The sequence below is a fragment of the Pseudomonas sp. F2 genome, assembly GCF_057174385.1.
On record NZ_CM169904.1, the window covers coordinates 3596922 to 3617884 of the forward strand.

The 20963-nt window shown below is 59.6% G+C and carries 21 protein-coding genes; 9 read left to right on the forward strand and 12 right to left on the reverse strand.

Features of this window, described 5'->3' with window-relative positions; translation table 11 throughout:
• The first annotated feature begins 34 nt into the window (after positions 1-34).
• The 4 genes from AC193Q_RS16135 to AC193Q_RS16150 all read left to right on the forward strand — a co-directional run bounded on the left by AC193Q_RS16135 (position 35) and on the right by AC193Q_RS16150 (position 3693).
• Positions 35-589 carry a hypothetical protein gene (locus tag AC193Q_RS16135; protein ID WP_121187285.1) on the forward strand — a complete coding sequence of 185 codons (555 nt, stop codon included), beginning with the start codon at positions 35-37 and terminating at the stop codon, positions 587-589.
• 267 nt (positions 590-856) lie between these two features.
• On the forward strand, positions 857-2170 hold the full coding sequence (locus AC193Q_RS16140; RefSeq protein ID WP_095668274.1) for a C4-dicarboxylate transporter DctA: 1314 nt from the start codon (positions 857-859) through the stop codon (positions 2168-2170).
• A gap of 84 nt (positions 2171-2254) precedes the next feature.
• Positions 2255-2959 carry a FadR/GntR family transcriptional regulator gene (locus AC193Q_RS16145; protein WP_025108765.1) on the forward strand — a complete coding sequence of 235 codons (705 nt, stop codon included), beginning with the start codon at positions 2255-2257 and terminating at the stop codon, positions 2957-2959.
• A gap of 23 nt (positions 2960-2982) precedes the next feature.
• The gene (locus AC193Q_RS16150; RefSeq protein ID WP_121187287.1) at positions 2983-3693 is read left to right on the forward strand and encodes a GntR family transcriptional regulator; all 711 of its coding nucleotides are present in this window, start codon (positions 2983-2985) and stop codon (positions 3691-3693) included.
• A 122-nt stretch (positions 3694-3815) separates the two neighbouring features.
• Here AC193Q_RS16150 and yjiA read toward each other — a convergent pair whose 3' ends face one another.
• The 3 genes from yjiA to AC193Q_RS16165 form a co-directional block, all read right to left on the reverse strand.
• Positions 3816-4787 (reverse strand): GTPase, encoded by a 972-nt coding sequence (gene yjiA / locus AC193Q_RS16155; protein ID WP_121187289.1) that lies wholly within the window; start codon positions 4785-4787, stop codon positions 3816-3818.
• A gap of 163 nt (positions 4788-4950) precedes the next feature.
• Positions 4951-5148 (reverse strand): YbdD/YjiX family protein, encoded by a 198-nt coding sequence (locus AC193Q_RS16160; protein ID WP_003228401.1) that lies wholly within the window; start codon positions 5146-5148, stop codon positions 4951-4953.
• Between the two features lie 15 nt (positions 5149-5163).
• Positions 5164-7230, reverse strand: coding sequence for a carbon starvation CstA family protein (locus AC193Q_RS16165; protein WP_483878604.1), 2067 nt, complete (start codon positions 7228-7230; stop codon positions 5164-5166).
• 159 nt (positions 7231-7389) lie between these two features.
• On the opposite strand from AC193Q_RS16165, the gene AC193Q_RS16170 reads away from it, so the two are divergent.
• Positions 7390-7758 (forward strand): PilZ domain-containing protein, encoded by a 369-nt coding sequence (locus AC193Q_RS16170; protein ID WP_041065221.1) that lies wholly within the window; start codon positions 7390-7392, stop codon positions 7756-7758.
• 130 nt (positions 7759-7888) lie between these two features.
• On the opposite strand, the gene radA is transcribed toward AC193Q_RS16170, so the two are convergent.
• The 3 genes from radA to katB are packed head-to-tail and all read right to left on the reverse strand — an operon-like array spanning position 7889 to position 11438.
• Positions 7889-9256, reverse strand: a complete 1368-nt coding sequence (gene radA, locus AC193Q_RS16175) for a DNA repair protein RadA (protein ID WP_003228407.1) — start codon at positions 9254-9256, stop codon at positions 7889-7891.
• 43 nt (positions 9257-9299) lie between these two features.
• Positions 9300-9836, reverse strand: a complete 537-nt coding sequence (locus AC193Q_RS16180) for an ankyrin repeat domain-containing protein (protein ID WP_121187293.1) — start codon at positions 9834-9836, stop codon at positions 9300-9302.
• A gap of 60 nt (positions 9837-9896) precedes the next feature.
• Positions 9897-11438 (reverse strand): catalase KatB, encoded by a 1542-nt coding sequence (gene katB / locus AC193Q_RS16185; RefSeq protein WP_047296694.1) that lies wholly within the window; start codon positions 11436-11438, stop codon positions 9897-9899.
• 286 nt (positions 11439-11724) lie between these two features.
• On the opposite strand from katB, the gene mscL reads away from it, so the two are divergent.
• Complete coding sequence (gene mscL, locus AC193Q_RS16190; RefSeq protein ID WP_121187295.1) at positions 11725-12138, forward strand: large-conductance mechanosensitive channel protein MscL; 414 nt, start codon at positions 11725-11727, stop codon at positions 12136-12138.
• Positions 12139-12179: 41 nt separating this feature from the next.
• On the opposite strand, the gene AC193Q_RS16195 is transcribed toward mscL, so the two are convergent.
• On the reverse strand, positions 12180-12956 hold the full coding sequence (locus AC193Q_RS16195; RefSeq protein WP_047296696.1) for a ferredoxin--NADP reductase: 777 nt from the start codon (positions 12954-12956) through the stop codon (positions 12180-12182).
• 334 nt (positions 12957-13290) lie between these two features.
• Between AC193Q_RS16195 and AC193Q_RS16200 the strand changes: the two genes are divergently transcribed.
• Both AC193Q_RS16200 and AC193Q_RS16205 read left to right on the forward strand, forming a co-directional pair.
• Positions 13291-14013 carry an autoinducer binding domain-containing protein gene (locus AC193Q_RS16200; protein ID WP_121187299.1) on the forward strand — a complete coding sequence of 241 codons (723 nt, stop codon included), beginning with the start codon at positions 13291-13293 and terminating at the stop codon, positions 14011-14013.
• A 156-nt stretch (positions 14014-14169) separates the two neighbouring features.
• Positions 14170-15294: a methyltransferase gene (locus tag AC193Q_RS16205; protein ID WP_483878605.1), complete on the forward strand. Its 1125-nt coding sequence runs from the start codon at positions 14170-14172 to the stop codon at positions 15292-15294.
• 75 nt (positions 15295-15369) lie between these two features.
• Here the strand turns inward: AC193Q_RS16205 and AC193Q_RS16210 are convergent, their stop codons facing one another.
• From AC193Q_RS16210 to AC193Q_RS16220, 3 genes are all read right to left on the reverse strand, one after another.
• A complete protein-coding gene (locus AC193Q_RS16210; RefSeq protein ID WP_080963309.1) occupies positions 15370-15537 on the reverse strand; it encodes a DUF2474 domain-containing protein in 168 nt (55 codons plus the stop codon).
• A gap of 84 nt (positions 15538-15621) precedes the next feature.
• Positions 15622-16629 (reverse strand): cytochrome d ubiquinol oxidase subunit II, encoded by a 1008-nt coding sequence (gene cydB / locus AC193Q_RS16215; RefSeq protein WP_007963753.1) that lies wholly within the window; start codon positions 16627-16629, stop codon positions 15622-15624.
• Between the two features lie 3 nt (positions 16630-16632).
• Positions 16633-18075, reverse strand: a complete 1443-nt coding sequence (locus AC193Q_RS16220) for a cytochrome ubiquinol oxidase subunit I (protein ID WP_041065206.1) — start codon at positions 18073-18075, stop codon at positions 16633-16635.
• Positions 18076-18620: 545 nt separating this feature from the next.
• Here AC193Q_RS16220 and AC193Q_RS16225 point away from each other — a divergent pair.
• Positions 18621-19859: an MFS transporter gene (locus AC193Q_RS16225; RefSeq protein ID WP_095668266.1), complete on the forward strand. Its 1239-nt coding sequence runs from the start codon at positions 18621-18623 to the stop codon at positions 19857-19859.
• 6 nt (positions 19860-19865) lie between these two features.
• Here AC193Q_RS16225 and AC193Q_RS16230 read toward each other — a convergent pair whose 3' ends face one another.
• Together AC193Q_RS16230 and AC193Q_RS16235 are read right to left on the reverse strand one after the other, a co-directional pair.
• Positions 19866-20417: a DJ-1 family glyoxalase III gene (locus AC193Q_RS16230; RefSeq protein WP_121187305.1), complete on the reverse strand. Its 552-nt coding sequence runs from the start codon at positions 20415-20417 to the stop codon at positions 19866-19868.
• 66 nt (positions 20418-20483) lie between these two features.
• Positions 20484-20933, reverse strand: coding sequence for a DUF4879 domain-containing protein (locus AC193Q_RS16235; protein WP_483878606.1), 450 nt, complete (start codon positions 20931-20933; stop codon positions 20484-20486).
• Between the last annotated feature and the right edge of the window lie 30 nt (positions 20934-20963).

Sequence of the window (20963 nt, forward strand, 5' to 3'; positions counted from 1 at the left end):
TTAGTTATCAGCATTCAAAAGATCGAGTAATACCATGAGCACCAATCAGGAAAAATCCTTTATTGCAACATTGAGCACTCGCTATGGCTATCCACACTTTCCCAAGTTGACGTATGGCAGAAAGGTCACGACTCCACGTCCCGATTATGAAGCCTTTACGTTTTCCCACCACCTGGATGTTTCAAACTATCTCTTTCTCAAGCCAGATGTTGCACCGGACGCACTGACCCTTTACTTCCGCTGCCTTGATGACTACTACACTATTTATATCTTTACGCCGGGCGAGTACTACTACAGAACCATCAGCCGTGAAGAAAAAGACTTCCTGAACTCTTATGCAACCGAAGATGGGGACCAGACCACATTCAACCTGCTCGATGCCAAGGGCAATATCATCACGCTGGATCAGATCGACACGGATACGCCCACTGTCAGAATCCAGACCCGAGGCGGCGCGCTGTTGTGCGCCGAGCAAAGTCGTAACAAACATGATCCCAGAGTCGGCACGTTCGTCCGCACCAACTCGAACCGCAGCGCCGGTGTTCTCGACTTCAAGCTCAATATCCTGAAGCGCAACGCGCCTTACTGAGCAGATTGAAATCCGCCAGCGTCAGTACAAACCAGCCCGGCGCAACAGCGCCGGGCTGGTTTTTCGCGCGCGGGATCCACGGGATTACCGGGCAGGGCACCACTGGTCAGACCGGTCATGCCAATTTCCGCCCTGCCCCTTGTATTTCAGGAAATCCCGCGCGTAGACTGCGCCTGCACTGGACATACCGGTAAGACCACAATAATTAAGTCCTCAATCTGATGTGCTCCGCACACGGCAACCAGGACACCGACCAGGATTCCTCCCATGCTCAGATGGTGCTCGCGTTCAATCTTCCTCCAAGTGGTTCTCGGACTGGTGCTCGGCATCATCTGCGGACTGACCCTTCCCGAATATTCCGCTCAGCTCAAACCCTTGGGCGACGGCTTCATCAAACTGATCAAGATGCTGATCGGCCTGATCGTGTTCTGCGTGGTGGTCAGCGGCATCAGCGGCGCAGGGGATCTGAAGAAGGTCGGGCGTATCGGCCTCAAATCGGTGATCTACTTTGAAGTACTGACCACCATCGCGTTGGTGATCGGTCTGGTGTTCGCGTTCAGCACCGGGATCGGCAGCGGCGCGAATATCCATCTGGAGCAGTTGTCCGCCGCTGACATGGGCGACATCGCCGAACGCGGCCAGCACATGCACACCACCACGCAGTTCCTGATGGACCTGATCCCGACCTCGGTGCTCGGCGCCTTTGCCGACAACAACATCCTGCAAGTGCTGCTGTTCTCGGTGTTGTTCGGCAGCGCACTGAATCTGGTGGGTGAAGCGGCCTCGGGGATCTCGCGACTGATCAACGAACTGAGCCATGTGATCTTCCGGATCATGGGCATGATCGTGCGTCTGGCGCCCATCGGCGTGTTCGGCGCCATCGCCTTCACCACCAGCAAGTACGGCCTCGATTCGCTGCAGCACCTGGGCAGTCTGGTCGGTTTGTTCTACCTGACCTGCGTCGCGTTCGTCAGCGTGATCCTCGGTGTGGTGATGCGCGCCTCGGGCCTGCGCCTGTGGCCATTGCTCAAATATCTGCGTGAAGAGCTGCTGATCGTCATGGGCACCGCCTCCTCCGATGCCGTGCTGCCGCAGATCATGCGCAAACTCGAACACCTGGGCATCGGCAGCTCGACCGTCGGGCTGGTGATTCCCACCGGCTACTCGTTCAACCTCGACGGTTTTTCAATCTACCTGACGCTGGCCATTGTGTTCATCGCCAACGCCACCGGCACGCCATTGGCGATGACCGACCTGCTGACGATTCTGCTGGTGTCGCTGATCACCTCCAAGGGCGCCCATGGCATTCCCGGTTCGGCGCTGGTGATTCTGGCGGCGACACTGACAGCGATCCCGGCGATTCCGGTGGTCGGGCTGGTGCTGGTGCTGGCGGTGGACTGGTTCATGGGCATCGGCCGGGCGCTGACCAACCTGATCGGCAACTGTGTCGCCACCGTGGCCATCGCCCGCTGGGAAAAGGACATCGACGTACAACGCGCAAACAAAGTACTCAGCGGTCAGCAGGGCTACACCTTTCAACCGCGTAAAACCGGAACTCCGGCGCACCAGCAAGAGTTCTGATTTTCAACCCCGCAGGAGCTGCCGCAGGCTGCGATCTTTTGATCTTGTTTGCGGCATCCCCTATGGGCTTACGGAGCTAGACAAGTGATCACCACATCAACCGTCGTCAACTCAGTCGTAGAAAAACTGCGCGCCGCCCTCGCCCGTGGTCAGTGGCGCTCCGGCGACATGTTGCCGGGCCAGCGCGAACTGGCCGAACAACTGGGCATCAGCCGTCCGAGCCTGCGCGAAGCGGTGATCGTTCTGGAGACCCTGGGCCTGGTCCGTTCGATGCCGGGCAAAGGCGTGGTAGTGCTCGACGCCCAGCTCAGTGACAGCCAGAGCCACGACAGCGCGGTCGCCGGCGCCAGCCTCGAAGACGTGCTGCAACTGCGCTACACCCTTGAGCCGTTCATTGTCGGCCTGGTCGCGCAGTCAATCAGCAGCAAAGAGGTCGGGCAGTTGCGCCTGACCCTGATGGACATGCGCGAAGCCCTTGAAGCGGGCGATAGTGAAGCCGGCGTCAGCGCCTACATCGCCTTCCACGAAGAGCTGTTCACCCTGACCTCGAACCCGATTTTCCAGAGCGTGGTGCAGCAGACCAGCAATGCCCTCAAGCAAAGCGCCGAAGTGCTGCGCAATTCGCCCGAGCATCTGGCCGAGCGCCTGGAAGAAAACGAAGCGGTGGTGCGCGCGATCCGCAGCAAGAACAGTGCTCAGGCCAGCGCCGAAATGCGTCGGCACATCCTGCGCGAAGGCCAGCGGATGGGCATCGAACTGAATATCCCGGAAGACAACCTCAGCCACTGAATGCTTCACACTGGAGACCGGCCATGAACAGTCTTGCCACGTCGCCGCACACTCGTCAGATGTCGGCACCTCTGCCCTTCTCCCGCCTGCGAGCGCCGGCAGATGCTCTGTACCCGCGGCTGTTCGAGGCGATTCTGGACCGGCGAATCGACCCGGCCAGCCGCTTCACCGAAGACAGCCTCAAGCAGATGTTTGGCGTCAGCCGCGCCGATGTACGCCGGGTACTGACGCAGTTGTCCCATGAGCAGGTGATTGTGCTGCGCGCCAATCATCGGCCGCGGGTCGCCGCACCGGATGCAGAACAGACCCGACAAACCCTGCACGCTCGGCGCCTGACCGAAGCGACGCTGGTGCGTCTGGCTTGTCAGAATGCGTCAGCGGAGGGTTTGAAACGCTTGCGCACGCTGGTCGAACGCGAACGCCTGGCCGTGGTTCAGGAACGGCATGCGGCGGCGATTCGTTTGTCCGGCGAGTTTCATCTGCAGTTGGCACAGATGGCGGGGAATGCACCGTTGGCGCATTTCCTTGGCAGCCTGGTGCCGTTGACGTCGCTGGCGATTGCGCGGTGTCAGCATCAGACGCATAGTTGTTGCGCATGGCAGGAGCATTTGGCGCTGCTTGAGGCGGTTGAATGTGGAGATGGGGTCAAGGCCAGTCTACTGATGAACCGGCATCTGGATGATCTGGAGCAGACGCTGCTGGAGCCAACCATCAAGCATTACGTTGTCGGTTGAATCGCCATCGCGGGCAAGCCCGCTCCCACAGGGTTATTGTCGTTCACAAATCATGTGTACACCTGTAAACCTGTGGGAGCGGGCTTGCCCGCGATGGCGTCAGCCCTGACACCGAAGAACCATCAGGCAGAAGCCACCTTGGCAAAACCCGCCCGGATCTTCTCTTCCGGCAAATCATCGGCAATAAACACGATCACGCTTTCCCGCGCCTCACCCTCGGCCCACTCGGTGTCCCAGTCGAAACCGTAGAGTTTCAGCACGCCCTGAAACACCAGCCGGCGATCCTCGCCAGCGATGTTCAGCACCCCCTTGTAACGGAGCAATTGCTTGCCGTGCTCTTCCAGCAACTCATTCATGAATTCGCTGAGCCGATCGATATCCAGCGGCTGGTCCGTGCGCAGTACCAGGCTGGAGATGCGATCGATGGAAGGCGCCTTGCTCACCGGACGCAGGCTGACCCCGCCTCCCAGATCGGCGTTGAGGTTGAAACCCCGCACATCAAGCAGTTGCGCCAGATCGATGTTGCCGTGCTCGACCACGCGGATCGGCGCACGGCGGTTGATCCGCGTCAGGCGTTCGCTCAGTGCATTGAACGTCGGCTCATCCACCAGATCAGTCTTGCTGACCAGCAAGCGGTCGGCAAAACCGATCTGCGCCTGGGCAATGGTCTGGGTCAAGTGCAGGTCGGCGTGGGCGGCGTCGACCAATGTGATGATGCCGTCGAGCAGATAGCGCTCGCGCAGCTCTTCATCGATGAAAAAAGTTTGCGCCACAGGCGCTGGATCGGCCAGACCGGTACATTCGATCACCAGCCGGTCGAAGGCGATTTCGCCGCTGTCCAGGCGTTCGAGCAGCAGGTACAGGGCCTTTGTCAGATCAGTGTGAATGGTGCAGCAGACGCAGCCGTTGGCCAGGGTCATGACTTGCACCGGCTCGTCGCCGAGCAACTGGGTGTCGATGCCGGCGTCGCTGAATTCGTTCTCGATCACGGCGATTTTCAGACCGTGCTCGGCTTTCAGCAGATGGCGCAGCAAGGTGGTCTTGCCGGCACCGAGAAAACCACTGAGTACCGTTACGGGTATGGGAGAAGACAAAACAGATCCCCTTCACAAAATGAATGAACAACACAAAAACAAATGTGGGAGCGAGCCTGCTCGCGAAAGCGGTGTGTCAGTCAAATCATTCATCAACTGACACTCCGTATTCGCGAGCAGGCTCGCTCCCACAGGGGGATTGCATCAGCCGCAGGCTGTCAGCTCAACAGCACTTCGGCCCACCCTTGCCACCGTAACGCGCTTCCTGACGCTCGCGAAAGAACATCTCATAGCTCATCACCGGTTTGTCCGGGTGTTTGGTTTGCATATGCTCGACGTAGGTGTCGTAGTCGGGCATGCCGACCATCAGGCGCGCGGCCTGACCGAGGTATTTACCGAGGCGACTCAGGTCATTGAACATGGTGCAATCCTCTGGTTACGCGTCCGGCAGGGCCTGGAATGGCGATTCTTTATCCGTACGCTCTTTTTTGCCCCAGGCGGCAATGCCGACCTTGAGCGCATAGAACAGGATGCTGAAGACCACGAACAGGAACAGTGCGGTGAGCGTTGCGTTGGTGTAGGCGTTGAAGATCACGTGCTGCATCTGCTCGATGCTCTTGGCCGGCGCAATAACCTGGCCGGCGGCCAGGGCATCGCTGTACTTCTTGGCCAGCGACAGGAAGCCGATCGCCGGGTTGGCGTCGAACAGCTTGATGAAGCCTGCGGTGGTGGTGCAGATCAACAGCCAAGTGGCCGGCAACAGGGTGACCCAGATGTAGCGCTGGCGCTTCATCTTGATTAGGACCACGGTGCCGAGCATCAGCGCGATACCCGCCAGCATCTGGTTGGAGATACCGAACAGCGGCCACAGGGTGTTGATGCCGCCCAGTGGATCGATCACGCCCTGATACAGCAACCAGCCCCACATCGCCACACATCCGGCGGTGGCGATCAGGTTGGCGGTCCAGGATTCGGTACGTTTCAGCGCTGGCACGAAGGAGCCGAGCAGATCCTGCAGCATGAAGCGCCCGGCACGGGTGCCGGCGTCCACAGCGGTCAGGATGAACAGTGCTTCGAACAGGATCGCGAAGTGGTACCAGAACGCCATGGTGTTTTCACCCGGCAGGACACTGTGGAGGATCTGCGCGATACCGACCGCCAGGGTCGGCGCACCGCCGGCACGGGCGAGGATGGTGGTTTCACCGATGTCATGGGCAACCGCTTGCAGCGCCTCAGGCGTGATCGCGAAGCCCCAACTGCTGACCATCTGCGCCACCGATGCCACGTCACCACCGACCACCGCGGCCGGGCTGTTCATGGCAAAGTACACGCCCGGCTCGATCACCGAAGCGGCGACCATCGCCATGATCGCGACGAACGACTCCATCAGCATGCCGCCGTAACCGATGTAACGGGCGTTGGTTTCGTTATCCAGCAGCTTCGGCGTGGTGCCCGACGAGATCAGTGCGTGGAAACCGGATACTGCACCGCACGCGATGGTGATGAACAGGAACGGGAACAGACCGCCCTTCCACACCGGGCCGGTGCCGTCGACGAACTGGGTCAGCGCCGGCATTTTCAGCTCGGGCATGGTCACCAGAATACCGATCGCCAGAGCGATGATGGTGCCGATCTTGAGGAACGTCGACAGGTAGTCGCGTGGCGCGAGGATCAGCCACACCGGCAACACGGCGGCGACGAAGCCATAACCGATCAGCATCCAGGTGATTTGCACACCGGTGAAACTGAAAGCCTTGGCCCACACCGGATCAGCGGCAATCTGCCCACCGAGCCAGATCGAACCGAGCAGCAGCAACACGCCGATGACCGAGATTTCGCCGATGCGGCCCGGGCGGATGTAGCGCATATAGATGCCCATGAACATCGCGATCGGGATGGTCGCCATCACGGTAAAGATGCCCCACGGGCTCTCGGCCAAGGCCTTGACCACGATCAGCGCCAGCACCGCAAGGATGATGATCATGATCAGGAAGCAGCCGAACAGGGCGATGGTGCCGGGGATGCGGCCCATTTCTTCACGGACCATGTCGCCCAGGGAACGGCCGTTGCGCCGGGTCGACATGAACAGGACCATGAAGTCCTGCACCGCGCCCGCCAGCACCACCCCGGCAATCAGCCACAATGTGCCGGGCAGGTAGCCCATCTGCGCCGCCAATACCGGGCCGACCAGAGGTCCTGCGCCGGCGATCGCGGCGAAGTGGTGACCGAAAAGAATGTGTTTGTTGGTCGGCACGTAGTCCAGACCGTCGTTGTTGAGCACGGCGGGGGTGGCCCGACGCGGATCCAGTTGCATCACCTTGTTGGCGATGAACAGGCTGTAGTAACGGTACGCAACCAGATAAATGGCCACCGCCGCGACCACGATCCACAAGGCGTTGATCGCCTCTCCTCGGCGCAATGCCACTACGCCCAGGGCGCACGCTCCTACGATTGCCAGCACTAGCCAGGGTAAGTGGCGTAGCAGGCTATTATTATTTTTCATTTTATTATTCCAGCCAGGGTGGACAAGAAAGACAGCCACCCCGAGTTTAGCGCTTACGGCGCCAAAGGCCATACCCCGACGTTGGTCTAGACGGCTTGTCGATTGGCAGCCACCCGCCGGTCGGGTCTATAGTCAGCGAACGCTTCCGAGGATTGCGCCATGAGCGAACAACCAGCCAATCGCCGTCGCTTCAAACGTATTGCGTTCGATGCCAGAACCGAGCTGAGTCAGGGCCAATTCATATGGCCGGTGAAGTTGATCGATCTGTCCCTCAAGGGGCTGCTGATCGAGCGGCCGGAGCCTTGGCTCGGGGATAAGGAACAGGATTTCTTCGTCGACATTCATCTGAGCGATGACGTGGATATCCAGATGGATGTGCATCTGGCCCATGAGGATCACGGGCAACTGGGGTTTGTCTGCCGGCATATCAGCCTGGAATCGATCCAGCGCTTGCGGCGGTTGATCGAGCTCAACCTGGCTGACGAAGCCGAGCTTGAACGCGAACTGGGCGCACTGATCGAAATCTAGAAACCACTACAAATCCCTGTGGGAGCGGGCTTGCCCGCGAAGAGGCCGTGTCAGTCGACATTGATTTCGACTGACGCACCGCTTTCGCGGGCAAGCCCGCTCCCACAGGGTATGTGGCGTATCTGAAAGATTATTCGAACAGTGCGTCGAGCGCCTGTTCGAGGCGGGTCACGGCAATGATCTGCAGCCCCGCTGGTGCCTCTTTCGGCGCATTGCCTTTGGGCACGATCGCGCGTTTGAAGCCATGCTTGGCCGCTTCCTTCAGACGCTCCTGCCCACTCGGCACCGGACGCACCTCGCCAGACAAACCGACTTCGCCAAACACCAACAGATCATGCGGCAACGGTCGGTTGCGCAGGCTCGACATCACCGCCGCCATCAAGGCCAGGTCGGACGCGGTTTCCAGCACCTTCACCCCGCCGACCACGTTGAGGAACACGTCCTGATCGTGAGTCGGAATGCCGCCGTGGCGGTGCAATACCGCCAGCAACATCGCCAAACGGTTCTGGTCCAGACCCAGCGTAACCCGACGCGGGTTGGCCAGATGGCTGTCATCCACCAGCGCCTGGACTTCCACCAGCATCGGCCGGGTGCCTTCCCACGTGGCCATGACTACGCTGCCCGGGACTTCCTCCTGGGCACGGGTGAGAAAAATCGCCGACGGGTTGGAGACTTCTTTCAGGCCCTTGTCGGTCATGCCGAACACGCCGAGTTCGTTGACCGCGCCGAAACGGTTTTTCACCGCCCGCAGCAAACGCAAACGCCCGTCCGATTCGCCTTCGAAATACAGCACGGTATCGACCATATGCTCCAGAACTCGCGGGCCGGCGAGCGCGCCTTCCTTGGTGACGTGGCCGACGAGAAAAATCGCCGTGCCGCTCTGCTTGGCATACCGCACCAGCAACGCCGCACTCTCACGCACTTGAGATACGCCACCCGGAGCAGATTGCAGCTGTTCGGTGAAAATGGTCTGGATCGAGTCGATCACCATCACCTTGGGCTTTTCCTGGCGGGCGGTGGCGATGATGGTTTCGATGCAGGTTTCGGTCATCACCCGCAGTTGATCCTGCGGCAGTCCGAGACGACGCGCACGCATGGCCACTTGTTGCTGGGATTCTTCGCCGGTGACGTACAGCGCCGGCATGCTCTTGGCGAGGTTGCACAGTGTCTGCAACAGGATCGTCGACTTGCCGATGCCCGGGTCACCGCCGATCAATACCACCGAGCCGTCGACCAGACCGCCACCCAGGACCCGGTCCAGCTCTCCGGACGCGGTAGAGAAACGCGGAATCTCTTCGATGCTGACTTCGGCCAGAGTCTTGATCTGCGCCTGCTGCCCGGCCCAGCCGGTACGCCCGGTGGGCGCCGTGGCGCCGCCGCTCTCGATCATGGTCTCGGTCAGGGTGTTCCAGGCGCCGCACTCGCCGCACTGGCCCGCCCATTTGGGAAAGGTTGCGCCGCATTCGGTGCAGCCGTACATGCGCTTGGCCTTGGCCATCTGGATCCCCCGACAAAAACCGCGATGATAACGCAACCACCGCTCAGCGCGGCACGGCGGTGCGGATTTCGCCGTTGGCCAGACGCGCGGCGCTATTGCCCAGCGGATCCTCGGCATTGAGGTCGGCGCCCTTGGCCTTGAGCGCGTCGAGCAGTTCGATGCGCTTGAACAACCCGGCGTACATCGCCGCAGTCTGGCCGGCGCCGTTGCGTTGATCGGGGCTGCAATCGGTGGCCATCAGTCGCCGGGCGATCTGCATCTCGCCCTTGAAGATCGCGCCCATCAGCGCCGTGTTGCCGCGTTGATCCTGCGCACAGGCATCAGCCCCCGCCACCAGCAAACGATCCACTGCCGCACCCTGGCCGTGATACGCCGCCAGAATCAGTGCGGTGTAGCCCTTGCTGTCGCGGGTATCGAGGGAATAACCGGACTCGATGAAGGTCTCGAGCATCGGCACATCACCACGCCGGGCGGCATCGAAGTAGTAATCCTGCAACTGGGCCTTGATCGCTTCGGGGTTCTGTTCGGCCACCGCAGTCAATGACCAGCAACCGAGCAACAGTAAAAGGAAGGGACGCATAAATGCTCTCCTGGGGCAGAACGGGGCCTGCATCAGGCCCCGCGTTGCATGGCGTCGAGATCAGTCGACCAGTTTCGCTGCCAGCGCCTTGACCCGGCTCAAGTCACCCTTGGCCACTTTGGTCACGCCGGTGCCGTATTCCGGGTCGGCCTTATAAAGGAAGGACAGGATGATGTGCTTGCTCTCGTCATCGGTGGTCGCCAGCGAGCCGCCGAAACTGGCGATCAGGTCCTGACGCTCCTGCTGGCTGAACGAGCGGTACAGATCACCGGCCTGCTTGAAGTTCTGCTCACGCTGGATCTTCGCCTGCTGGGTGCTGCCGGACAGCGCCAGCTGGCTGTAACGCGCACTTTGCGGCTCTTCACGCGGTTGCAGGCGGCTTGGCTGATAGTTCACGCCAGACTGCGTGGCGCCGAAGTTCAGCGCACCGTCCTGGTTACCATTGTTGACGGCAACTTTTGGCGCGTTGATCGGCAACTGCAGAGCATTGGCTCCCAGACGATACATTTGCGTATCGGCATAAGAAAACACTCGGCCTTGCAATAGACGATCTTCTGAAGGTTCGATACCCGGCACAACATTGGCCGGGGCCATTGCAACTTGTTCGGTTTCCTGGAACACATTGGCCGGATTACGGTTCAACACCATTTGTCCAACTTTTCGCTCAGGAACATTCGGCCAGATCTTGGTAGCGTCCAATGGATCGAAATCAAACTTGGACAAATCTTGCGGATTTAGCACCTGGATGTACAAGTCCCATTTCGGGAAATCACCTTTGTTGATATGGCTGACCAGATCATTAGTCATATGACTGTAATCTTTACCCTGCACTTTCTCGACTTGTTCAGGTGTCAGGTTTTTGATGCCCTGCAAACTTTTCCAGTGAAACTTCACGTAGTGCACTTCGCCCTTGGCGTTCACCAACTTGTAGGCATGCACGCCATTACCGTCCATCTCGCGATAACTGGCCGGAGTACCCGAATTGGAATACAACTCGGTCAGCGTGCGGGTCGCTTCCGGCACGTGGGAGAAGAAGTCGAAACGACGCGAGTCATCGTCCAGGTTGGTACGTGGATCGGGCTTGAAGGCATGAACCATGTCCGGGAACTTGATCGCGTCGCGGATGAAGAACGTCGGGAAGTTGTTGCCCACCAGATCCCAGTTGCCATCGGCGGTGTAGAACTTGGTGGCAAAACCCCGTGGATCACGCAGGGTTTCCGGAGAGTGGTTGCCATGCACCACAGCGGAGAAACGCACGAACACCGGTGTGACCTGGCCGGCGGCGAATACTTTGGCCTTGCTCAAATCGCTGAGGTCGTTGGTCACGGTGAAGGTCCCGTGAGCCCCGGTGCCGCGGGCATGCACCACGCGCTCGGGAATGCGCTCACGGTCAAAACGCTGGAGCTTCTGGATCAGTTGCACATCCTGCAGCAACACCGGGCCGGTGGCACCGGCGGTCTGCGAATTCTGGTTGTCGCCGACCGCGGCACCGTTATCCCGGGTCAGGGGTGCAGCGTGCACGGAGAAGGTCAGCAAGCTGGCGGCGAGCACGCCGAAAGTACGGCGATGGGGAAAAGCCCCCAGTCCAAGAGTGGAATTCATATCAGGTTCCTCTGGTTTTTTTGGGCGCATCCAGGTGCGCAAACCAGAGGCTAGAGGGCTATGGCGGTGAACATAAATAGAAAGTTCGTAACTCGACGATTGAAAAAAATGGCTTTGCGATCAGCGATTTACGGCGTATTTCGCGCGCGTTTAGTGGCACTTTGCAAACTAATCGTTGATTCATGTGTCGATAAAAACGGGCATTGTAAGAAGGTGTTTCGCGCAGGACGCGTTTTGCTGATTTACACTGCGTACACCAAACTCATCTGTAACAAGGAAATAACCTATGGGCGTGCTAAGTGAGTTCAAGGCCTTCGCGGTCAAAGGCAATGTGGTCGACATGGCCGTCGGTATCATCATCGGTGCAGCCTTCGGCAAAATCGTTTCATCGTTTGTCGGCGACGTGATCATGCCGCCAATCGGCCTGTTGATCGGTGGGGTGGACTTCAGTGATCTGGCCATCACGTTGAAAGCCGCCGAGGGCAACGCCCCAGCCGTGATACTGGCTTACGGCAAATTCATTCAGAGCATTCTGGACTTCGTGATCGTCGCCTTTGCGATTTTCATGGGTGTCAAAGCCATCAACCGCCTGAAACGCGAAGAAGCCGTAGCCCCTTCCCTGCCGCCGGTTCCAACCAAGGAAGAAGAGTTGCTCGGCGAGATCCGCGATCTGCTCAAGGCGCAGAACAATCGGCCTTGACGGTTTCATGAATGAAAACGGCGCCTGATGGCGCCGTTTTTTTACCAGTAATTTTCCACCGCGACCTGACCGGGCCGCCGCGTCAGGCTCAGGCTCATGTGACGTTTCTTCAGCAACGCCCGGGTGTCATCGATCATCTGCGGATTGCCGCACAGCATGACACGCGAGTGCTCAGGGGTCAGTTTCACGCCGGCTTCACGTTCCAGTTCGCCGCTTTCGATCAACGTGGTGATGCGACCGTGCAAGGCGCCAGGCCCTTGTCCGCGGGTAACCGTGGGGATGAACCGTAATTTATGGGCATGCTCTGCCAGGTAATCACGTGTGGAAAGCTCAGCGATCAATGATTGATAGGCCAGTTCCCTTGCCTCGCGCACGCTGTACACCAGAATAATTCGCTCGAAACGCTGCCACACTTCGAAGTCCTGCAGGATCGACAGAAACGGTGCCACGCCAGTCCCTGTGGATAACAGCCACAGATCCCGGCCGTCGACAAAACGATCCAGCGTCAGGTAACCAAAGGCCTGGCGCTCCACCAGCACGGTATCGCCGACCTGCAACCGGCTCAGTTCGCTGGTGAATTCGCCACCCGGCACCACGATAGAGAAGAACTCGAGAAACTCGTCGAAGGGTGAAGAAACCATCGAGTAGGCACGCCACACCGTGCTGCCATCCGCCTTGGTCACGCCCAGGCGCGCGAATTGTCCTGCGCGGAACCTGAAACCTGTATCGCGCGTAGTGCGCAACGTGAACAGGCTGGGGGTCAAGGGCTGCACGTCGAGCAAGGTCTGGGCAGTAAACTTTTCTGCACTGACAGTCATGGGCCACTCCACTGTAAAGAACCCAGACAGTTTCGCGCAAACTGACACTGTAAACACCACTGTTTTTGTAATGTCTTTTCATTTAGCTAGCGAACCCAATGAGACACAAACTCAGATACACCAATGGAGAAATTTTCAGATTTCAATCTGAAATTGAATGACACATTGAATACAACGCTCTACTCCGGGCTAATAACATTCTTGCAATCAAACTTCTCTGCAAAGAGCAAAAAAGTTCAACGCCAACTGTAGGACATGTCCTAAACTCGGTTGCGTGATGGATTCATTGGATCCAAACAGCCCAGCGCGTAAAACGACTCACGGAGAGTTTGTGATGGAAATGTGGAAGGAGTCGCAATTAAAGCAACTGACTTTCGCAAGAGAAATAGAGACCGCTTATCCGATCCTGCTGAGATTCGCTCAAAACATAGGCTTCAACTTTTGCGCCATCTCTTTGACATCAAATAATCGGAACGCTGACTTTAAAGCCTTGCAAATCAATAACTACCCCACGCAATGGAACAAACTTTATGAACAGGAAAGCTACAGCAAAATCGACCCGATAGTTACGCATTGCAGCCAATCCATGCAACCCGTTGTCTGGAGCGAAGCGTTGTTCTCGCAGACACCAGCATTGTGGAGCGCTCAACAGAAACACGGTTTGCGGCATGGCTGGTCGCAGTCGTTCCACCATGACGCCACCGGGTTGTGCAGCACACTGAGTCTGTGCAGAAAAAATGGTCCGCTAAGCCCACTCGAGTTGTACGAGCATTTTGGCTACATGTTTTACGCGACCAGTCATCTTAGTAATCTGTTTGCCAGAAACCTGCCCAAACCACCGGAAAAACCAGCCCGACCCCATCTGTCGCCGCGGGAGCTGGAAGTGTTGAAGCTGTCGGCCGTTGGCAAGACAGCCTATGAGATCGCCAGGATCCTCTGCCTGAGCGAGCGAACGGTGAACTATCACGTGCAGAACATCATCCTGAAACTCGACGTTTGCAACAAAATCTCAGCGGTCTCTGCCGCCCAGCAATTGGGCCTGCTCAGCGCCAGTTAACACTAAATCCCGCGGGCAATCGGCCGGAAAAAAACGTACCATTTGCGACCTTCCTGAGTGATGACGTGCACTGCACGCCGCAGTCCACTCGGACGGTTCCGCCGCGCTATGCCCAAGGCAGCGGGCCACCCGTTGATTAATCAGAGTCCCCGCCCCATGCCTTTGCTCGACACGCCCTTCGCCCAACTCGACCTGATCCGCCAGCCCGAGCAGCAGAATGAACCTCTGCAAGCCTTCGATGCGGCTGACGAGTACCTGCTCAATCATCTGGCCGCGCAACAACCGGCGGCAGACACTCGGGTATTGGTACTCAATGACAGCTTCGGGGCCTTGGCAGCGAGTCTGGCGGGCAAGGTTCAGGTCAGCAGCAGCGGCGATTCGTTTCTCGCGTTCCAGGGTCTGGAAAAGAACCTGGTACGCAACGGCCTGGCATTTGATGCCGTGCGAGGGATTGCGGCGAGTGAGCCGTTGGTCGGGCCGTTCGACAAGGTGTTGATCCGCGTCCCCAAGACGCTCGCACTGCTGGAAGAGCAACTGATCCGTCTGCAAGGGCAACTGGCCCCCGGCGCCGATGTGGTGGCAGCGGCCATGGTCAAACACTTGCCGCGCGCCGCCGGTGATCTGCTGGAGCGTTACATTGGCCCGGTACACGCTTCACTGGCGGTAAAAAAGGCTCGCCTGCTGATCGCGACACCCGAAGCCAAAGCCCCGGCGACCTCGCCCTACCCGTCGCGCTACCAGCTCGACGAGCCGGCCATCGAATTGCTCAACCACGCCAACGTGTTCTGCCGTGAAGGTCTGGATATCGGCACCCGGGCCTTTCTCCCGCACCTGCCCCAAAACCTTGGCAGCGCCCGGGTCGCCGACCTTGGCTGCGGGAACGGCGTACTGGCCATCGCCAGCGCACTGCGCAACCCTGACGCACACTACACGCTGGTCGACGAATCGTTCATGGCCGTGCAATCGGCTGCGGAGAACTGGCGCGCCGCGCTCGGCGAACGCGAAGTGATCGTGCGCGCCGGCGATGGTCTGGCCGGGCAGGAGCCGCAATCGCTGGACGTGGTGCTGTGCAATCCGCCGTTCCATCAACAGCAAGTGGTCGGCGATTTCCTCGCCTGGCGCATGTTCCAGCAGGCCCGCGAGGCACTGGTGGTGGGCGGTGCGTTGTACATCGTCGGCAACCGGCACCTGGGTTATCACAGCAAGCTGGCGCGGCTGTTCCGTGGCGTTGAGCAAGTGGCGGCCACGCCGAAATTCGTGATTCTCAAAGCCCGCAAGTAAACCATCAGGCAAAAAAAACCCTCCGCGGTACAGAGGGTCATAAAACCGTGCCCAAGGGCAACGGGACGGGATGTCTCAGTGTGTGGTCAGGCCGGCCGCGCTCATGAACAGGCGCATCAGACTGGCGGCAATGAACAGCGCGCCGACGCTACCGATCCAGATCAGGGCCAACCAGCCGAGCCGCTGCCACAGCGGCTTTTTTTCGGCTTCTTCAATCTCGTGCAGGGAATGTTTGCCGTTCATTGCATCGTTCCTCCATCAGGCGATGACGTCGCCAGGGACGCCATCGCGAGCAGGCTCGCTCCCACAGGTGTGCGGGGCGGCAGTCTAGTGGTAACCGTCTTCATGGGTGACCTTGCCGCGGAACACGTAGTAGCTCCAGAAGGTATAACCCAGGATGAACGGGATGATGAACAGCGTACCGACCAGCATGAAGCCCTGGCTTTGCGGCGGTGCGGCGGCGTCCCAGATCGAGATCGACGGCGGCACGATGTTCGGCCACAGGCTGATGCCCAGACCGCTGTAACCGAGGAAAATCAGCACCAGGGTCAGCAGGAACGGCATGTAGTTGGCGTTGCGCGCCACCGCGCGGATCAGCCCGTACAAGGTGACCAGCACCAGAATCGGCACCGGCATGAACCAGAACAGATTCGGCATGCTGAACCAGCGAGTGGCAATTTCCGGATGCGCCAGCGGCGTCCACAGGCTGACGATACCTATCACGGCGAGCAGCACGAACGCCAGCGGCCGCGCCAGGTTGTGCATCTGCTCCTGCAACTTGCCTTCGGTCTTCATGATCAACCAGGTACAACCGAGCAAGGCATAGGCCACCACCAGCGCGGCGCCGCAGAACAGGGTGAACGGTGTCAGCCAGTCCAGTGAACCGCCGGCGTATTGCCGATTGACCACCGGCAAACCGTCGATGAATGCCCCGAGTGCCACGCCCTGAAAGAACGTCGCCGCCACCGAGCCGCCGATGAACGCCTTGTCCCACAGGTGACGTTTGTCGTCCTTGGCCTTGAAGCGGAACTCGAATGCCACGCCGCGGAAAATCAGGCCGATCAGCATGAAGATCAGCGGCAGGTACAGCGCCGACAGCACCACCGAATAGGCCAGCGGGAACGCGCCAAACAATGCCGCGCCCCCCAGTACCAGCCAGGTTTCATTGCCGTCCCACACCGGGGCGACGGTGTTCATCATCACGTCACGGTCGGTCTTGCCCGGGATGAACGGGAAGAGAATCCCGATCCCCAGGTCGAAACCGTCCATGACCACGTACATCATGATGCCGAAGATGATGATCACGGCCCAGATCAGCGGAAGATCAATACCCATGAGTCAAATCTCCTTTTCCAGGCTGCGCGGCGAGTCAGCGTCGGCGCCTTCGTCATCGGCGGCGGACAACGGCCGCGCCGGTGTGCGTTTCTGGCCGGGACCACCTTCGTTGGTTTCCTTGCCTTCGTCGGTTTTCGGCCCTTTGCGCACCAGACGCATCATGTAGCCGAGCCCCGCACCGAACAGCGCGAAATACACCACGACGAACATGATCAGGGTGATGCTCATCTGCATGAAGCTGTGATTGGACGAAGCATCCGCCGTGCGCATCAGCCCGTAGACCACCCACGGCTGGCGACCGATCTCGGTGGTGAACCAGCCGGCGAGGATCGCGATCAGGCCGGACGGCCCCATCCACAACGCCAGATACAGGAACGGGCGCGAGGTGTAGAGCGTGTCGCGCTTGCGCAGCCACAGGCTCCACAGACCGGTAAAGATCATCAGGAAACCGAGGCCGACCATGACCCGGAACGACCAGAACACGATGGTCGAGTTCGGCCGGTCTTCAGGCGGGAACTCCTTGAGCGCCGGCACCTGCTTGTCCAGCGAGTGAGTCAGGATCAGGCTGCCGAGGTACGGGATCTCCACGGCGAATTTGGTTTTCTCTTCTTTCATGTCCGGCCAGCCGAACAGGATCAACGGCGTCGCTTCGTTGCCTTTGTTTTCCCAATGGCCTTCGATCGCGGCGATTTTCGCCGGCTGGTGCTCAAGGGTGTTGAGGCCGTGGAAGTCGCCGATCACCGCCTGGATCGGCGCGACGATCAGTGCCATCCACATCGCCATCGACAGCATGGTGCGGATCGCCGGGTTGTCCCTGCCGCGCAGCAAGTGCCAGGCCGCCGACGAGCCGACGAAGAACGCCGTGGCGACGAACGCTGCCGTCGCCATGTGCATCAGGCGATACGGGAACGACGGGTTGAACACGATGGCCAGCCAGTCGGTCGGGATCACTTGACCGTTGACAATCTCGAAGCCTTGCGGCGTCTGCATCCAGCTGTTGGACGCGAGAATCCAGAACGTCGAAATCAGCGTGCCGATCGCCACCATCACCGTGGAGAAAAAGTGCAGTTTTCGTCCGACCTTGTTCCAGCCGAACAGCATCACCCCGAGGAAACCGGCCTCAAGGAAGAACGCCGTGAGCACCTCATAGGTCAGCAACGGTCCGGTGACGGAACCGGCGAAGTCCGAGAAACGGCTCCAGTTGGTACCAAACTGGTAGGCCATGACCAGACCAGAGACCACACCCATGCCGAAGTTGACGGCAAAGATCTTCGACCAGAAGTGGTACAGGTCTCGGTAAGTGTCATTATGGGTTTTCAACCACAGCCCTTCGAGCACCGCCAGGTAGCTCGCCAGACCAATGGTGATGGCCGGGAACAGGATGTGGAACGAGATGGTGAATGCGAACTGAATTCGGGCGAGATCGAGCGCCTCTAAACCGAACATAAGTCTTCCTCTGTCAGGTAATACCGGCGATGGGGCTTGTGGCCCCTGCACCTACTGCCCCCACGGATATCGAGTGCGGCGAATTCTGATTCGTTCTTTTTTAATAACCATCGCAACGCAGGGAGTCTGGCCGTCGGGCCACCAGACCATGGCCCGAGAGGGTCTTGATCTGGATCAAGCAACGTTAAAAGAGTAGTCCCATTTCCGACGAAGAACGGCGTGGTCGTTTGCCGCGTGACAAGTTGCCTCAGCGCCTGGGCAACGCTCTGAAATACATCCCCCAGAGCGGCACGACCTGTAGGGAGGGGATTCATCCCCGATGGGCGGCGAAGCAGCCCCCCCTCCAATACACACTGCCTTTTGGTCGTGTCGGCAGTTTTTACGACTGCTACGCAGTCGATCGGGGATGAATCCCCTCGCCACAGGGGGATCGGCATCCAGTCCGGAGATAGATGTCTGGCTAACTAAATTTTTCGTCATGGCAACTTCCTGTTACAGACTGGTGATAACCTCACCGTTCCGCCCCGTGCCAGACCTGCCTTCAGATGCCCAGCCAAGAGCCCCTGCTGTTACGTCACCATCGTCCGTTTCTCGCGTTCTGGTTCGCCCGGATCTTCACCGCCAGTGGCTTTCAGATGCTCACGGTGGCGATCGGCTGGAATCTGTATCAGTTGACCGGCAACGTGCTCGACCTGGGTCTGGTCGGCCTGGTGGAATTCGCGCCACGGGTGCTGTTCATGCTGCACACCGGTCACGTCGCCGACCGCTATGACCGGCGCCGGGTCGCGGCGATCTGTCAGTCGTTGCAGGCGTTGATTGCCCTGGCGCTGGCCATCGGCAGTGCGACCGATCACGTGACCCGGGAAATGATCTTCGTCCTCGCCTTCCTGCTCGGCGGCGCGCGCTCCTTCGAGCTGCCGACCACCCAGGCGCTCCTGCCAAGCATCGTGCCCAGCGCCCTGTTTCCACGCGCGGTCGCCGCAGCGCAATCGGCTCAACAGTCAGCCACCATCGTCGCCCCCGCCCTCGGTGGCTTGCTTTACGCGTTTGGCAGTGTCTGGGTCTACGGCCCGACGGTGTTGCTTTACGTCATCGCCTGCACCTTGATGCTCAACCTGCCCGCGCGACAGACGCCACTGAACAAAGGCAAAGCCACGCTCGACTCGTTGCTGGCGGGCATCCGTTTCATTCGCAGCCGCCCGGACATTCTCGGAGCGATCTCGCTGGACTTGTTCGCCGTGCTGCTCGGCGGCGCCACCGCGTTGCTGCCGGTGTTCGCCAAGGACATTCTGCTCACCGGGCCGTGGGGCCTGGGCCTGCTGCGTTCGGCGCCGGCGGTCGGCGCGCTGGGGATGTCGCTGTTTCTGGCGCGATTCGCCGTCGAGCGCAATGTCGGTCGCGTGATGTTCACCGCCGTCGGCGTCTTCGGCGTGGCGACCATCGCCTTCGGCCTGTCGACCTCGTTCTGGTTCTCACTGGCGGTGCTGGTGGTGCTCGGCGCGGCGGACATGATCAGCATGGTGATCCGCGCCTCCTTCGTGCAACTGGAAACCCCGGACGAAATGCGCGGCCGGGTCAGTGCGGTGAACGGCCTGTTCATCGGCGCCTCGAATCAGCTCGGCGAATTCGAATCCGGCCTCACCGCGCACTGGTTCGGCACCGTCCCGGCTGTAGTGATGGGCGGGATCGGCACGCTGGTGGTCACCGGGACGTGGATCAAACTGTTCCCGACCCTGGCCAAACGCGACCGGATGCATGTGCCGGTGGAAGAGGTGAAGGTCTGAGGATCGTCACACCAACATCTCCCCCGCCACTTTCGCCCGCAACGCCTTGCCACCAAGTTGCTCGACCAGCGTCAGGGCAAACGCCAGTGCGGCGCCGGAGCCCTGGGCGGTGATGCAATTGCCGTCGACCACCACCGGTTGATCAACAAACGTACAGCCCGACAACTGGTGACTGACACTTGGCAGGCAAGTCATGCGTCGCTGGCGTAATACGCCAGCGGCTTGCAGGGCGATGGCCGGGGCTTCGGCGATGGCGGCGAACAGGCGTCCGGCGCTGGCCTGGTCCTTGAGCAATTGTTGCAGCGGCTGATGCGCCGCCAAATGTTGAGAACCGACAACCCCGCCGGGCAGGACGATCAGCTCAAACGTCTGCGCCAGTACATCGACCAGCATGCCGTCCGCCGTCAGGCGCGTACCGCGTGCGCAGGTCAGCATGCGCCGGCCTTCGATGCTGGCCGCCACCACTTCAATGCCGGCGCGGCGCAGCACGTCGATCAGGGTCACGCTGTGCAGATCATCGATGCCCTCGGCGAGGGTAATCAGGGCTCTAAAGGTCATGGGCGCTATCCGCTGAGTGATCTTTAAAGCGTAGTCAGCTTTGCCCTGCCTGTTTGCTGACAGCCGTTACTTGATGTAAAGCTGGGTCGACATCGTGTTGCGTGGCGCGTTGATCGAGGTGTTGCTGAAGCTGAACGTGCCTTCCTGCTTGCCCGCCAGATCGAAGGTATACAGCGAGCCGACCGTTTTGCTGCCGGGGGTGCATTCGGTCAGATTGCCGGTATCGAAAGCGCACACCGGGGCGCGGGTGCCATTCACTTCAAAACCGTCCAGCGTGGCGCGCGGCTGGTTCTGGCCATAGCCGATTTCCAGGACATACACCTTGATACTCGGCCCGCTGTGATTACATTGGGTTTGCGGCTGGTTATCGCCAATGTCTTCCAGGCCACAGGCCGGCGACTGGACCTTGATCACCTTCACTTCAGTCAACGGTGGCGCCGAGGCTGCCAGCACCGCCGTCGACCCGGTCATCAGCCCTGCCATTAACCCGAAAGCCTGCATCCAGCGCTTGCCCATGTGATCGCGTTTCCCCGAAAAATTCAGCGC

Excerpts from the sequence above, each read along its gene's own strand:
- AC193Q_RS16195 (WP_047296696.1), bottom strand. The coding sequence starts at position 12,956 with ATGACTGTCAGTGCAGAAAAGTTTACTGCCCAGACCTTGCTCGACGTG.
- AC193Q_RS16200 (WP_121187299.1), top strand. The coding sequence starts at position 13,291 with ATGGAAATGTGGAAGGAGTCGCAATTAAAGCAACTGACTTTCGCAAGA.
- radA (WP_003228407.1), bottom strand. The coding sequence starts at position 9,256 with ATGGCCAAGGCCAAGCGCATGTACGGCTGCACCGAATGCGGCGCAACC.
- cydB (WP_007963753.1), bottom strand. The coding sequence starts at position 16,629 with ATGGGTATTGATCTTCCGCTGATCTGGGCCGTGATCATCATCTTCGGC.
- AC193Q_RS16135 (WP_121187285.1), top strand. The coding sequence starts at position 35 with ATGAGCACCAATCAGGAAAAATCCTTTATTGCAACATTGAGCACTCGC.
- AC193Q_RS16220 (WP_041065206.1), bottom strand. The coding sequence starts at position 18,075 with ATGTTCGGTTTAGAGGCGCTCGATCTCGCCCGAATTCAGTTCGCATTC.
- AC193Q_RS16225 (WP_095668266.1), top strand. The coding sequence starts at position 18,621 with ATGCCCAGCCAAGAGCCCCTGCTGTTACGTCACCATCGTCCGTTTCTC.
- katB (WP_047296694.1), bottom strand. The coding sequence starts at position 11,438 with ATGAATTCCACTCTTGGACTGGGGGCTTTTCCCCATCGCCGTACTTTC.
- AC193Q_RS16165 (WP_483878604.1), bottom strand. The coding sequence starts at position 7,230 with ATGAAAAATAATAATAGCCTGCTACGCCACTTACCCTGGCTAGTGCTG.
- AC193Q_RS16140 (WP_095668274.1), top strand. The coding sequence starts at position 857 with ATGCTCAGATGGTGCTCGCGTTCAATCTTCCTCCAAGTGGTTCTCGGA.
- mscL (WP_121187295.1), top strand. The coding sequence starts at position 11,725 with ATGGGCGTGCTAAGTGAGTTCAAGGCCTTCGCGGTCAAAGGCAATGTG.
- AC193Q_RS16230 (WP_121187305.1), bottom strand. The coding sequence starts at position 20,417 with ATGACCTTTAGAGCCCTGATTACCCTCGCCGAGGGCATCGATGATCTG.
- AC193Q_RS16210 (WP_080963309.1), bottom strand. The coding sequence starts at position 15,537 with ATGAACGGCAAACATTCCCTGCACGAGATTGAAGAAGCCGAAAAAAAG.
- AC193Q_RS16160 (WP_003228401.1), bottom strand. The coding sequence starts at position 5,148 with ATGTTCAATGACCTGAGTCGCCTCGGTAAATACCTCGGTCAGGCCGCG.
- AC193Q_RS16205 (WP_483878605.1), top strand. The coding sequence starts at position 14,170 with ATGCCTTTGCTCGACACGCCCTTCGCCCAACTCGACCTGATCCGCCAG.
- AC193Q_RS16150 (WP_121187287.1), top strand. The coding sequence starts at position 2,983 with ATGAACAGTCTTGCCACGTCGCCGCACACTCGTCAGATGTCGGCACCT.
- AC193Q_RS16170 (WP_041065221.1), top strand. The coding sequence starts at position 7,390 with ATGAGCGAACAACCAGCCAATCGCCGTCGCTTCAAACGTATTGCGTTC.
- AC193Q_RS16180 (WP_121187293.1), bottom strand. The coding sequence starts at position 9,836 with ATGCGTCCCTTCCTTTTACTGTTGCTCGGTTGCTGGTCATTGACTGCG.
- AC193Q_RS16235 (WP_483878606.1), bottom strand. The coding sequence starts at position 20,933 with ATGGGCAAGCGCTGGATGCAGGCTTTCGGGTTAATGGCAGGGCTGATG.